Origin of the sequence: Vibrio sp. Makdt (assembly GCF_027587015.1) — a bacterium.
Classification (GTDB): Bacteria; Pseudomonadota; Gammaproteobacteria; order Enterobacterales; family Vibrionaceae; genus Vibrio; species Vibrio chagasii_B.
The window spans coordinates 36,687-50,497 of sequence record NZ_JAPPTH010000028.1; the positions used below are offsets into that span (position 1 = coordinate 36,687).

General features: G+C 44.4%; 13 protein-coding genes. 7 read left to right on the forward strand and 6 right to left on the reverse strand.

All coding sequences use genetic code 11. The features are described 5' to 3' along the window. Positions 1 to 105: 105 nt before the first annotated feature. The 3 genes from OH460_RS23495 (at position 106) to OH460_RS23505 (ending at position 4,687) form a co-directional block, all read left to right on the forward strand. The gene (locus OH460_RS23495) at positions 106 to 780 is read left to right on the forward strand and encodes a YoaK family protein (RefSeq protein ID WP_102426303.1); all 675 of its coding nucleotides are present in this window, start codon (positions 106 to 108) and stop codon (positions 778 to 780) included. A gap of 228 nt (positions 781 to 1,008) precedes the next feature. Then, a complete protein-coding gene (locus OH460_RS23500; RefSeq protein WP_269999729.1) occupies positions 1,009 to 2,379 on the forward strand; it encodes a YjiH family protein in 1,371 nt (456 codons plus the stop codon). A 436-nt stretch (positions 2,380 to 2,815) separates the two neighbouring features. Next, positions 2,816 to 4,687: a methyl-accepting chemotaxis protein gene (locus OH460_RS23505; RefSeq protein ID WP_269999730.1), complete on the forward strand. Its 1,872-nt coding sequence runs from the start codon at positions 2,816 to 2,818 to the stop codon at positions 4,685 to 4,687. A 129-nt stretch (positions 4,688 to 4,816) separates the two neighbouring features. Here the strand turns inward: OH460_RS23505 and OH460_RS23510 are convergent, their stop codons facing one another. Together OH460_RS23510 and ppiC are read right to left on the reverse strand one after the other, a co-directional pair. Then, a complete protein-coding gene (locus OH460_RS23510; RefSeq protein ID WP_061032219.1) occupies positions 4,817 to 6,202 on the reverse strand; it encodes an alpha-amylase family glycosyl hydrolase in 1,386 nt (461 codons plus the stop codon). 540 nt (positions 6,203 to 6,742) lie between these two features. Beyond that, a complete protein-coding gene (gene ppiC, locus OH460_RS23515) occupies positions 6,743 to 7,072 on the reverse strand; it encodes a peptidylprolyl isomerase PpiC (protein WP_081090320.1) in 330 nt (109 codons plus the stop codon). Positions 7,073 to 7,235: 163 nt separating this feature from the next. On the opposite strand from ppiC, the gene OH460_RS23520 reads away from it, so the two are divergent. Continuing rightward, positions 7,236 to 8,150, forward strand: coding sequence for a chemotaxis protein (locus OH460_RS23520; RefSeq protein ID WP_017630084.1), 915 nt, complete (start codon positions 7,236 to 7,238; stop codon positions 8,148 to 8,150). Positions 8,151 to 8,242: 92 nt separating this feature from the next. On the opposite strand, the gene OH460_RS23525 is transcribed toward OH460_RS23520, so the two are convergent. The 4 genes from OH460_RS23525 to hutW all read right to left on the reverse strand — a co-directional run bounded on the left by OH460_RS23525 (position 8,243) and on the right by hutW (position 11,586). After that, positions 8,243 to 8,788 (reverse strand): ATP:cob(I)alamin adenosyltransferase, encoded by a 546-nt coding sequence (locus OH460_RS23525; RefSeq protein WP_269999731.1) that lies wholly within the window; start codon positions 8,786 to 8,788, stop codon positions 8,243 to 8,245. Between the two features lie 161 nt (positions 8,789 to 8,949). Continuing rightward, positions 8,950 to 9,480, reverse strand: coding sequence for a heme utilization protein HutZ (gene hutZ, locus OH460_RS23530; protein ID WP_004731858.1), 531 nt, complete (start codon positions 9,478 to 9,480; stop codon positions 8,950 to 8,952). A 116-nt stretch (positions 9,481 to 9,596) separates the two neighbouring features. Continuing rightward, a complete protein-coding gene (gene hutX, locus OH460_RS23535) occupies positions 9,597 to 10,118 on the reverse strand; it encodes a heme utilization cystosolic carrier protein HutX (RefSeq protein WP_269999732.1) in 522 nt (173 codons plus the stop codon). Between the two features lie 58 nt (positions 10,119 to 10,176). Then, a complete protein-coding gene (gene hutW, locus OH460_RS23540) occupies positions 10,177 to 11,586 on the reverse strand; it encodes a heme anaerobic degradation radical SAM methyltransferase ChuW/HutW (protein WP_269999733.1) in 1,410 nt (469 codons plus the stop codon). A 161-nt stretch (positions 11,587 to 11,747) separates the two neighbouring features. Here hutW and OH460_RS23545 point away from each other — a divergent pair, with 161 nt between their 5' ends. The 3 genes from OH460_RS23545 to OH460_RS23555 are packed head-to-tail and all read left to right on the forward strand — an operon-like array spanning position 11,748 to position 13,671. Further along, complete coding sequence (locus tag OH460_RS23545) at positions 11,748 to 12,557, forward strand: energy transducer TonB (RefSeq protein WP_269999734.1); 810 nt, start codon at positions 11,748 to 11,750, stop codon at positions 12,555 to 12,557. 2 nt (positions 12,558 to 12,559) lie between these two features. Beyond that, a complete protein-coding gene (locus tag OH460_RS23550) occupies positions 12,560 to 13,261 on the forward strand; it encodes a MotA/TolQ/ExbB proton channel family protein (protein ID WP_269999735.1) in 702 nt (233 codons plus the stop codon). After that, positions 13,258 to 13,671 (forward strand): ExbD/TolR family protein, encoded by a 414-nt coding sequence (locus OH460_RS23555; protein ID WP_102425006.1) that lies wholly within the window; start codon positions 13,258 to 13,260, stop codon positions 13,669 to 13,671. The genes OH460_RS23550 and OH460_RS23555 overlap by 4 nt, the downstream gene beginning before the upstream one ends. The last annotated feature ends 140 nt before the right edge of the window (positions 13,672 to 13,811 follow it).

Below are 13,811 nucleotides of genomic sequence, written 5' to 3' on the forward strand. Positions count from 1 at the left end.
CTGCAATAGTGTTGCCTAAGATCAAATATCCAAGCCCCACAGCGCTAGCGTATCTTTTCGCTAGCGTTATAATTTGCCCCTCTTTTTCAACCCAAGGTGAACAACATGATTTCTAAGCTACCACGTTGGGTTGAATACGGGGCTCTCCTACTAGCAGCCCTTGCTGGCAGCGTGAATGCTATCGGACTACTTGGCTTTCAACACCAAGCTATTTCGCACATTTCAGGTACAGTCTCTTTATTGGGGAGTAGCTTGCTCACTCCAACCTCTGCTTCAGTACATCTATTACTCGTCATCATGAGCTTTATGCTGGGCGCTGCTTTCAGTGGTTTTTTCATTGAAAACCAGGCTCTAAAATTAGGCCGTCGATACGGCGTTGCTCTGTGCATTGAGGGTGGCCTACTATTTTTAGCATTATGGGCACTGCTACAAGGCTACACATCCGGTCAGTACTTTGCTTCCGCGGCATGTGGCCTGCAAAACGCAATGATCACTACCTACAGCGGCGCCATTATCCGTACCACACACATGAGTGGGATCATCACGGATCTTGGGATCATGATTGGCGCGCGCCTCAAAGGTATGCCCTTTGACCGCCGTAAAGCCAAACTTCTGATGTTCATCGTCATGGGTTTTCTATTTGGCGGCTTAACGGGTGCTTGCTTATTCCAGCGCTTTGAAATTCTCGCTCTGGCTTTCCCTGCCTCTTTTGCCTTTTTTATTGCGTTTAGCTACTGGCTCTACCTGTCCTATCGAACTGATACACCAGTGAATTTATAAAAAACTGGCAATATATCCTCAAATTACGTAACATCCGCAACACTTTATTCTAAACTCTTAATGAGTTGCAGAATAACCATTGTGAATACTTAGCGATATTTGATGAATAGTATTGCAAGCGATATTAATACTGGGTAATCTTGCACCCAATGAGAAAATACGGACGTTTAGTGAATAAAAATGCCAAGGATGTGGCTTTTTTACGTGTAGAAATTCGAGAACAATAACATGTCTAACAACACGAATACTGCTCAAACAGAGAAATCTAAAGGCAGTTTCTGGGTTTTCTTAATCCCATCATTGATTGGTTTATTCCTTTTCATGGCACCAATCAGCTATCAAGGCGATCTCACCATCCCTGTAGCGATCTTAGCCAAGTCAATTCAAGCGGTTTTCGGTGAGTACCTAGTCTCTATCATCACTGCAATCGTCGCTTTCATGTCTGTAGCTTCCGTTTTAAGCACCATTTTCAAGCCTACATTCATTACATCGAATTCATTTTTAAACGGCCTTTTCAACCCATCTCCACTGTGGTTGTTGGTTCGTTTGATTGGTGGTGCTGCGGCATTCATGGCGTTCTTCCAAGTAGGTCCAGAGTTTATTTGGGAAGAAAACACCGGTGGTTTAGTGTTAGAAGGCCTGCTGCCTACACTGTTCTCAGTATTTATCTTTGCGGGTTTGCTACTGCCTCTTCTACTTAACTTCGGTTTACTAGAGCTGTTTGGCACCCTGTTAAGTAAAATCATGCGCCCAATCTTCAACCTACCAGGTCGTAGTGCTATCGACTGTATGGCTTCTTGGTTAGGTGATGGCAGCGTTGGTATCCTGCTGACAAGCAAACAGTACGAGAAGAAGTTCTACACTCAGCGTGAAGCTGCGGTTGTAGGTACGACTTTCTCAGCGGTATCTATCACGTTCAGTCTTGTGGTTATTGCTCAAGTAGAGCTAGAGCACCTGTTCTTACCTTTCTATGCAGCAATCTGTCTAGCGGGTATCGTTGCGGCGGTAATCATCCCTCGCCTACCACCTTTGAGCATGAAGAAAGATACTTTCATCGATGGCAGCAAGCCAGAGAAAGACGCAGATGCAATCCCTGCAGGTCACTCAACGTTCTCTTGGGGCCTTGAGCTAGCAGTAAACAAAGCATCACAAGTGAAGTCGGCTAAGTCTGTGTTTGGCGAAGGCGTTCGTAACGCTGTTGATATGGTCTTTGGTGTACTGCCTGTGGTTATGGGTCTTGGTACCATGGCATTGGTGATTGCGGAATACACTTCTGTGTTCTCATTCTTAGGTCAACCTTTCATTCCGTTCCTTGAGCTATTAGGTGTTCCTGAAGCGGTTGCAGCATCAGAAACCATCGTGGTTGGTTTTGCAGACATGTTCATCCCAGCGATCCTTGCAGCGTCTATCGATAACGAAATGACTCGCTTTGTAATTGCAGCAATGTCGGTAACTCAACTGATTTACATGTCTGAAGTAGGCGCTCTGCTTCTAGGTAGTAAGATCCCAGTGAACATCTTGGAACTGTTTATTATCTTTATTCTGCGTACTCTAATCACGCTTCCAGTGATCGCTGGTGTAGCTCACCTAATATTCTAAATTAGATGCTACTTATATAAGTAAATAATCAGACAGAATTATAAGCCTCACTTTTGTGGGGCTTTTTATTTGCACAAAATATATACACAGCGTTATTTGAATTTTAATCAATATATAAATTCTGCATATCATTTAATTTCATATTGTTTATTCACATCGCCTCTCGTTAATAGAAAACTGAACGCATAATCTGCAAATTAATACATTCTTAATTCTCCCTTAAACCCCGTCTATCTTCATTCCCCAACTCGTTGAACCCAATAATAAAAGTAACAAATATGTGATTTAGTGAATTTTGTATTGTTTGGGTTGTTGTATTTTTGTAGTCTATTTTGTGAAATTACATTCAAGTAAATTTCAATCTTGTCGATATATATAATTAGAAAAACACGATTAACTTTAGTCTTCGCAAAGCCTGTGAGAAGGGGAAAACTCAATGAAATTTAGCCATAAGGTGGTTGCTGCATCATCAGCCTTGCTGCTAGTGACAGTATCATTGCTTTCAATACAACAACTTTACACCGTTAGAAGTGCTGTAGAGAACCACGTCAATGCGAGTCTTAATGAGATGGTCTCGGGCGTAAAAAATACCGTCGTATCCGAGATGAATGCCAAGAAAGCTTTGGCGCAATCGACGACTGAAGTCATCGAGATAAACCCTCAAGACCGCACCTACGTTAAAACTATTCTAGAAAAACCAAAACTGAAAAACAGCTTTCTAGCGGTTGGTTTTGGTTATGAAGCAAACGGTTTCGTTATCGAGAATGATGACGGTTGGGAAGCAGGTCCGGATTACGACCCTCGAATTCGCCCTTGGTATATTGATGCTAAATCCCAAAACAGTTTAGTTGTTACCGCTCCTTATGTGGACGCATCAAGTAAGAAAGTCATTATCTCAGTAGGTACGCCAGTTAAAGACAACGGCCGCTTTACTGCAGGTATGTTCTACGACCTAGAACTGACCAACCTTGCGACCTTGGTTAACCAAGTAAACCTATTCGATGCCGGTTACCTATTCCTTGTGACTGCTGATGGCACAACGATTGCCCATCCAAACGCTGGGAATAACGGCGAAAAGCTTTCAAGCTACATGCCACAAGCAACCATTCGCGAAGGCTCTCAAGAGATCGAAGTCGACGGTAAGATGTTCCTAGTTAACTTCACTCATATCCCAAGTGAAGATTGGTACATTGGTGCCATCCTTGATGAAGAGATCGCTTACCAAACGGTCGAAGACTTGAAAAACAGCTCAATGATCTATTCTTTGATCGCTGTGATTCTTAGTATCGTTGCACTCACGGTTCTGATTCGTGTGCTAATGCGTCCACTCGATGCTCTTAACCAAGCGATTCAAGACGTGGCTAGTGGCCAAGGTGACCTAACTAAGCGTCTAGATACCAATACAGATAAAGAGTTCTCTGACCTAGCGAAAGGCTTCAATACCTTTACTGAAAACCTACAAAATCAAATCATTCAATCGAAAGCGATTGGTGTGGAGATTAAACGTGGTACTGAAATCACAGTAAAAGGTGCTGGAGAATCAGCAAGCGCGATGAACACGCAACTGCAAGAGCTAGAACAGCTAGCGACCGCAATGAACGAAATGGCAGTAACGGCAACAGAAGTAGCCAACAATGCTCAAGGCGCAGCGGCAGCAGCTCGTGAAGCCGACGACGCAACACTAGACGGTACTTCTGTAGTAAGTGAAACCACTCAAGCGATTGATAACCTATCTGAGCGTATCGACCAAGCAGTCGCTGAAGTACAAGTTCTAGAATCAGCAACAGCTAACATCGAGACAATTCTTAAAGTTATCAACGATATTGCTGACCAAACCAATCTACTGGCACTGAACGCGGCAATTGAAGCAGCACGTGCGGGTGAGTCTGGTCGTGGTTTCGCAGTCGTCGCCGATGAAGTTCGAACTCTAGCGCAGCGTACTCAAGAGTCGACAACTGAAATCCGAAACATGATTGAACAGCTACAAGCCGGTGCTAGCTCAGTATCTAACGCGATGAATCAAAGTAAAGATACTGCCACTGATGCCGTTGAACGTGCTCAGCAAGCAAACTCTTCACTGGACCGTATCCGTGACGCGATTCAGCGTATCTCTGATATGAACATTCAAATTGCTTCAGCAGCAGAAGAGCAGAGCTTAGTAGCGGAAGAGATCAACAACAACACAGTTAAGATCAAAGACCTTTCAACACAAGTGTCGACTGCTGCTCAAGAAGCGAATACCGCGATGCAAGTACAAACCGACAATGTTCGCCAGCAAGACGAGCTATTGAATAAGTTTACGGTGTAATTACTTTTGACTGCTAGGAACTAGGTTCTTAGCTTCAAATAAAAAGGCCCGCTACTCACTCGAGTATGCGGGCCTTTCTTTTGGTCTTTTCATCTTCTGCCTGAACTATTGATCTTTATGAGGCTCAGATTAGTTGGTTATCAACATCATGCATTGATTAGGCTCAACCTTGATCGTAACGGTGTTATCAACACACTCAATCACATCACCGGACAATAAATCCGTTACAGGCCCAGTCCAAGTCAGCGAAGCCGTTTTGCTGCGCTTCGACTTGTTGATCACAACAATGCCTTTGTCTCCACGAACAAACACCATCAAATCATCATTTGCTTCAACCACACGCATCGCTTCACCATGAACATGATTATGGAATTGAATCATGCTTTTCATGTAAGGCGCTTGCCAGTCGTTAAGCCAACGAGGCTGACCATTCTGATCCAAGATACCGCTTGTGCTTAATTCACTGTAAACCAGTGGCACACCGCCATCTCGACCAAGAATGAAGGCATGAGCCAAACGCTCGTCCACTTCATCCATTACATGCTCCAAAAACACCTCGTTGTTTGGAATGTCATGGGTTACTGCAAAGGTTATCGCTCTCATGTTCGACAAAGCTTGCCCAAAACAGTACGGGTTAATCAAAGATTTAAAGCTGCCCTGCTCTTCAAAGGCTTTGAAGATAGTATTGAACAGTGGGAAATCGTAAGCTCCTAAACGAGTGTGCTTTAGGTAAGGCTCCAGAAACAGTTGGTACTCTTCCTCTGTCGCGCCACCATCGGTGATGATCTCACCGAAGATGTGCATTTCTTCGCAGATATCATCCGTCCACACTTTGCGCAAGTGTGACAGTGTCATGTGCTTTGCAGCATCAATGCGGAAACCTTTCACACCAATCGCTTTCATAGCTTTTAGGTAAGCTCGCTGCTGCTCAACCACATTGTCGTTGTCTAACAGGGTTGGTAAGCCCGGATCGCTGGCTCCGCCAGTAATACGTCCATTCTGCACTTCCCATGTGTCTTTCCAGTTTTTGATTCCAAACGCTTCTACGAAGTCATTTTCATTAAATAACGACTCAGAAAGATCACCAAACAAACGGATAGATTCATAGTATTCAGGGTCTTTTTGGTAAGACGCCATATCTTGTTCATTTGGATAGGTCAGATCACTGCGGATGTCAGACTCGTTTGCCATGTGGTTGAACACCACGTCCACATAGGTACGCAGCCCATGTTGCTTTAACGTGTCTACCATCGCTTTAAAATCTTGTGTGTCACCCAACTGATTATCAATCACACGATAATCTTGTGGCTGATAACGTTGCCACCATTGAGTGCCAGACGCTCTATCGGCGCCCTTAGGGCCGCGCAACGACTTCATCGCTGGTGAAACTAAAACTGATTTATAACCCAACTCTTGGATCAGTGGGGCGTTCTTCATTACGTCAGCGTAGCACCAGTCAAAGGCATGCAAAATAACATCTGTCGCTGGGTTGCTTAACATAGCTGAACTCTCCATGTGGTTCTCCTAACAAACTCGTTTACAGCTTTGTAGGGCGTGTTGACCTTTCGTGGTTAAATTTCGTTCGAGATAAAAGCGTTTTAATCGCGGCGAGGGGGAAGTAGCCTAGTCATTCTAAGCAAATCTCCCTCAACAAAGAGTAAAACGCTTTTAGCCGAACCCTTCGGGCAGCGTTTGCTGGTCATTTCTACTACGTTATCGGCTTCTCATGTAGGCTAGCTACACATCAAAGCCTCTGCCTTGTACAAATACCCAGCAACTCGCTGCAAAAATCAGCTCGAAAGATCAACACGCCCTAGATAAAGGCAAAGGCTAAAAGGCAAAGCTGTTTAAATGTCCTCAAGAATGGCATTTATTATATGAGTTACTCATTAAAAACCCTCCTCCTCCCACCGATTAGTCACGGCGGATAGTTGAGGGCGTAGCAACAATTATCGCATAACGTCTGGGATGAATACTCAGCCATTATTCACTGATAAGTTACAAAAAAGGAGCGTATATACGCTCCTTTCTATTCCATCTAACACATATCTTACACTAGGTTCTATAAAGAACCTTAACCACGTGCCAGCCGAATTTCGTTTTAACCAGATGTGGGACCAGCGTCTCGCCAGAAAAACAAACCTTATCAAACTGAGGCACCATTTGACCTTTTTGGAACTCGCCTAAATCGCCGCCCTTTTTGCCCGATGGGCACGTTGAGTGCTTCTTCGCTAATGTTTGAAATTTAGCACCTTTTTTTAGCTGCTTGATGATGTCTTCTGCTTGTTCTTTGTGCTTCACCAAAATATGAAGCGCTGCTGCTGTTCTTGCCATGATAACTCTCAGTTTGTTGCTGTCTGCTTGCCGACTTGCATTCGTCGACAGCGAGTATTTAGCGTGATTTTAACCCAAGAAACACCATTCTTCACTCTATAACCAAAAACAACCGCCTTAAAGCCCCTAAAAACAGTAGAGTTACTTGCCGCGACTGCTATTTCCCTTTAAATTATTCTTTATAAATTAAGCGTGTAGTAAATAGGAGCCAATTATGGCCAAACCGATCAGTAAAGCGAGTCAGTCACAGGGAATGTTGATGTTCAAATTGTCCCTCACTCAAAGTTTTGCGATTGGCACGCTTAAAGTCAGGGAAATCGTGCCTTTTCAACCGATGACCCAAATTCCCTACTCTCACCACCATGTGATTGGCACCGTGACCATTCGCGACCTTACGGTTCCAGTGATTGATATGTCTGCAGCGATTGGCTTTCGCCCGATCACTCCCGCTGAATACAATGATTGTGTACTCATCGTGACCGACTGCTTAAGAACGGTCGTAGCATTCTTAGTTCGCTCAATCGATAAAATCATTGAATGTGATTGGAAGAGTATTGAATCGCCACCTGCGAGTGTCGGTCGTAATGTATTTGTGACGGGCATTACTCGTTTTGAAGATCGTATCGTGCAAATGCTCGATGTCGAACTACTGCTATCTAAGATCTACCCAGATTACGAGAACGCGCATATTCCAATGCTGACCGATGTAGAAAGGGAGCGCCTCAAGGCACTAAACATCTTATTGGTGGATGACTCTTTGATTGCGCGTAAGCAGCTATCTGACGCTCTCGACAGCATCAACATTCCTTATAGCATCTGTAATAACGGTTTGGATGCGATTGACCTAATGCGACGCCAAGCTAGCGTGGGTAAAGCGATTGACCTTCTTGTCAGTGACATTGAAATGCCGGGATTGGATGGGTACGAACTTGCATTTGAAGTACAAAACGACAGTGCATTGAGTCATGCTTACTGTATTTTGCATACCTCACTATCGAGTGAGATCTGTGTTGATCGTGCGAATCAGGTGGGTGCCCATGAAGCGCTTGAAAAGTTCAATGCGGGTGAGTTAATCGAAGCCATGCTACGCGGCGCAAAGGTCTTAAACGACGCCTCTACGGCTGCTTAGGGCTCTTCACGAAGCTAAACCAACATCAAGTTCAATGGTTTAGCTTCTTCAATTCTTAGTTTTTCATCTCTCAACAAAAATAGAGCTCGTAGCTAGTCTTTCTTTTTAGGCATCGAATAGCTCTTACTCACGAATTCCACTTCCTCTACCTCATTGACATGATTGGTGAAAGAAGCCAATGCATACAGTGTGTTCGCGACTAAGTTAGCGTATTTAAAAAGAATCGGATCCGGTGACTTTTTGCTTTCATGGTGCTCAATGCTCACCAAAGCGCGCACAACTTTCTTAGCCTGGCAACGACACAAATGAAGCTCGCTCGATACTCGATTTCCACCAGGTAATACAAACCCTTTGAAGCCACCTTCTAGCTGCTCACGGATATGGTGGTAATCTTGCTTAAGCTCGACCAGTTCGAATTCAGTAATCGCTAATTTCCCACGCACTGATCCATTTAAATGATAGATGTTCGGCTGTAGGCGTTGCAGGATCTCGCGAACTTGTGGTTCTAATTCCAATGAAAGAACCAATCCAACTCGGCAACAAAGCTCGTCCGACAGAATCTCAAAATCACAGATAGGACTGTCTTCATAAATAAACGGGTAACAGAACTCGTCCCAATCTCGACTTACTGGTTTCACGTAGCGATCCTTACACATAAATATTAATCAAACGCCAATATACCAAACTGTTTGATTTAGTCTGCTTTTTCTCACATCAACGCCCAGTGTGTTTACAACGATTTTTAGACGTAAAAAAGCCCTCACATTGGAGGGCTTCTTAAATAACCAGTTACATGAGGTTACTCGTTAGATACTTTTTTGTGGCCTTCTTGCAAGTGAACGAAATCTACTAGATCGTCACCCGATACTTGATATGCCTGACCAAAGCCTTTAACGAACAAGCCGTTCTCTGCTTTAAGATTGAACAGAGAGAAATCTTGAAGCTGGCTCAAACCATCGATGATCTCGCCGAAACGCTCTTGCATCTGGCCGATCACTTGAGTCCAAAGCTCTGTTTCACGCTCGACAACACTTGCTTGTGCATCAAACGTTAAACGCTTACGTGCGTAAAGCTGCTTTGAGCTCTCTTCATCTTCAATCATCATCAAAGAAACTTGTGGGTTCGCTTTCAAGTTACGAGCGTGACGAGCAATATCAGAAATTAGAACAAAGTAACCCTCTTGGTTTTGAACGAAGGGCGCGTAGCTCACGTTCGGGCGGCCCTCTTCATCAACCGTTGCCAGTTGAAGGGTACGACGCTCTTGGCGAAACTCTTTGATTTCTGGACCTAGGCGACCTTGTAGACGTTCTTGTTTTACTTGTTGTTCCATGGGTAATTCCTTACTTCGCTTTCTCTGATTTATTATGTTTGCTCGAGGTTGAGCGATCATTAGCAAACTAAACGATCCTCGAGCATTGATGTCTTATTAACTGCTGCTGATTTTTCTTAAGCTTGTTCTTTTAGTGCTTTGAACCGTTCTACTTGGTCGGCGATAAGCTCACGCTTTTCATTGCGGCCTAGGTAAATCTTGAAAATATTCTCACCCGTTTCACTGAAGAAACCAAAGTAATGGCTTTCACGACCCATGAACGCTTTGCTCACCAAACCGATCTGTTTGATGTTGTCGAGTTTCAGGTGACCATGAAGCTCGCCTTCTTTGCCCATAAGGTTGTAGTAACCACGCGCTACTTTGCCTTTCGGGAACGGCGCTTTTACTTCGAAGATTGAGCCGAATGAATGCACGATTGTGGTCACAGGGCCCCAACCCACTAAACCTTCTAGAATTTCTTGAGCACGGCTACCATCTAGCATCACTGCCATGTCGTTTGGAAAAGCAGCAACCACTTCTACCTCTGAAACACCGAGCTTCTCAGCAATCGCTGTAGGAAGCAGTTTTGGCTCTTCTTCTAGAATGCGAGCGACACGTTGTTCTAGAGTTTCTGTCATTTCTAATGTTGTATCTGTCATTGGATATATTTCCGTATAAACGAGTAATTTACGTAAGTTTTAAATTAAAAATTCGATATTAAGCGTGCTTCAAGCTTGCATGCGGGTGAACGCCCGAACCTGATGCTTTCTGCGCTGGGTGCATCGCTTGATATTCAGCGTTAAGCACTTGAATTACACTCTGAGCTAGGCTTACTGCCCAGAAGCTGCCAGCGATTGTGAGAGTCAGGTAGTCTTCAGATAGCTCAACTAAACCATTCTGTTCCCAGTGTTCGAACAGCGGTTTTAAATAGTCGAACGTCTCTTGTCCCATAAAGCTTGGTAGCGTACTCCGTCTAACAACACCAGAATCGAAACCTGCCTTTAACGTTGAGAACATCGGTTCCAAAGCACTCTGTTTAGTCATCATGGCAATAGGTAATTGGCCTTGCTTAATTGACTCCATGTAGCTGTCTAAAGTTCGATGTTGCATCACGCCGTGACCACCGATATTGCCACCGGCACCACAACCAATAGGCAAAACCTCTGCATAGGTTTTCGCTAAACTGTTGTAAATGCTGCGTTCACGGTTGTCGCGAGTCCAGTGATTTACGCTCAGCTGTTTAACTTTGTGCTTAGCCATAAACTCAACGCCCGCTAAATACATGCTTGCCTTATCGGGTGTGTTGGCCGGTGGCGGGATCTTTCCTTTCTCAACGAGGTTAAGCATAGGAGCACTGCCCCCAACAATCAGTTGGTAAAGGTCAATACCGTGTGCTCCCGTCGACATGTAGTCTTCCAGATCTTGTTGGAACACCTCCATCGATTGGTAAGGTAATCCATACAACAGGTCGAGAACGATCGGCGCTTGCTCAGTACGACTCAAAGAGCTGATACGCTCTAGAACCACTTCACGGTCATCTAAACGTTTCGCGCTGCGTCGTACTTTGGTGTTGAAACTCTGAATACCAAATGAGAAACGGTTGAAGCCACCTTCAAGTGCACTATCGAACATGTCATCACCGAATCGGTTGATGCGCCCCTCTAAAGTCATTTCAACATCATTGGCGAGTGGGAAGTGTTGGCGAATAGCCTTGCCTAATAGCTCGACTTGTTTAGGCGACAAATCGGTTGGAGTTCCCCCTCCGATATAAACGGCATGAAACAGCCCAGACTGTGCCCATGGTGTTTTGGCTTTTTGCTTGAGCTCGACCATCAATGCATCGAAATACTCGTCTACCAATTTGCGACTTGCCGCATTTTGGAAAAAATTACAGAAAGTACAACGCACACGACAAAAAGGTATATGGATATACAAGCAACGCTTATCCTGTTTTTTCCCTTCACTCAGCATTAATTCATCAAAGAGCTCCAACTTCTTGCTCGGATCAACCGGAATTGAGCTTCCTCCGGCGTGTGCAGAATGCTTTTTGGCAAACGCAAAACGAAGCGGATCAGGGCTAGAAACGCCCAAGATTGATTCGTCAAATTTATAAATATTAAGACTCATATAATCTCTCTAAACACTTACATAGCAAAGTCTGGAAGACTATTCGCTAAAAACTGAGAGAATCATAAATAGGCGCAAATGATAATGCAATTGATAATTGATCTTATTTAGATTCTAAGCAATAATCTGCTACAGAATTTAGATTTGGTAAAGGATTGAAAGTGAACGTTCCTAGGTATGTTATTGCAGGCGGCGCATCGTTAGTGATTCATGCGGCACTATTGTTTGTCGCTCAAGAATCCAAAGTATTTGCGATGCCTGCAGGTAGCCAATCGAACACGGTATCGATCAACTTCACTCCAAAGAGCATGCCTTCTCAAGCTCAACAAAAAACCGTCACCGAACCGGTTGAACCAGAACCAATCAAAGAACCTGTTTCAAAGGCTGAGCCTAAACCAGCGGAGCCAAAAGCCGCTGAACCCAAGCAAGCTAAACCAACACCTAAGAAAAAGGCGATCACCAACAAGCCACAGCAAAAAAAAGTAGAAAAAAAGATCGTTGAAAAGAAAGTCGAGAAGAAACTGGTTCAAAAGAAACATGTGACTGAGAAAAAGGTCGTGAAGAAAGAACGACCAAAAACAGAATCAACACCACAACCTGAAAAGTTAGCCGACAAGAAAGTCGATAAGAATATGGACGAGTCTGCCAACCAGCCTCAGGAAGTAAACCAAGGCGTCTCAAACCAAGAGCCAGTGTTGGTCACGAAGCCATCCTTTGCTGCTCGCCCTACACCGCCAAACTACCCTCGCCAAGCACGACGTCGTGGTATTGAGGGTGTAGCTACTTACGAGATCTGGCTAGACGCTGAAGGTAAACAAGTTAAACAAGCATTAGTAAATTCATCAGGCGCACTGATGCTCGATAACGCCGCATTAGAAGCCATTAAACAATGGAAGTTCTCACCTCACACTGTCAACGGCCGAGCAATCGCTCACCGTGTACAAATACCTGTTCGTTTTAGGTTGGATTAATCATGCAACAAATCAGTTACTTACAAGATCAACTTGGCTTAATGACTTGGCCTTTACTTATCTGTTCAGCACTCACGGCAATGATCATCGCTGAGCGAATCTTCCAAGTCATGCTCAGTATTGGTGTTGGCAAGCGCGCTATTCGCCGCGAGCTCAACCAAATATCACCAACCAACAGCCAAGAAATTGAAGCGCTTGCTCAGTCGATTTCAGGTAAACGACCGCTATTGTACAAGGGCGTGTCAATGTTGCTTGCTCACCACTCTTTCTCAAAAGGGTTACGTGAAGATGCTGCGGGGATCTGGCTACAAGAAAAACGCCACCAATTGCACGCAGGCCTAAGATTGCTTGGCTTAATCGGCGTGATTAGCCCACTGATAGGGCTGCTGGGCACGGTACTTGGCCTTATTGAAATGTTCAAAGGTGTTGCCGCGACTACAGGCAGCATCACACCAAATGATCTAGCAGACGGCCTTGGATTAGCAATGAGAACGACCGCTGCCGGCTTAATGATCGCACTGCCTGCTATTTCAGGTGCACAACTATTGGGCCTTTGGGCTGACCGAGTGCTTGCTCAACTAGAACACACTCTGAATTACGTAAATGTATGGCTAGAAGGCATGTCTATTCAAACAAACCAGTCTGGCGATGTAAATCATACGTCTGCAAGCCAAGCCTCTGTAGGTAATGTGAGCCAAGCATGATTAAAACGCCAAACTCATCCCATACGCAGAGCCTAACTCCAGACTTAACGCCGCTGCTCGACATCATTTTTATCGTGATGGTTTTTCTACTGCTTACGGCATCGGTAAAGCTGGAATCACTCGAAGTTGACCTACCAAGTTCGGACGTCAAAAACGTTTCAGAGGTCCACAAAGATTCGATTAGCGTCAATATCTTAGACCATGAACCTTACTGGGCTATCAACGGAAAAGAATACATTGACTGGGAAAACTTCAAGATTGCCTTGTTAGAAGAGACAGGCTCAACAGATAAAAAGCCGATCATCATTGGCGCGGATAAAGCCGCCAACGTGGAGAACCTAGTGAAACTGCTGTCTTTCCTTCAAGAGAATGGAATTCCTGCAACTCAATTACTCACTGACGATGGCTAGAGCGACACGCGATATTCAGAAGATTTGGCTCCTAGTAACTAAGACCAAGTAGTCGGATCTGAACCTCTCTATTGATTAGAACTCACATGCGAACGGACTGCTCACTGAGTTTCTTCGCGATACAAAAAGATATAAAGAAC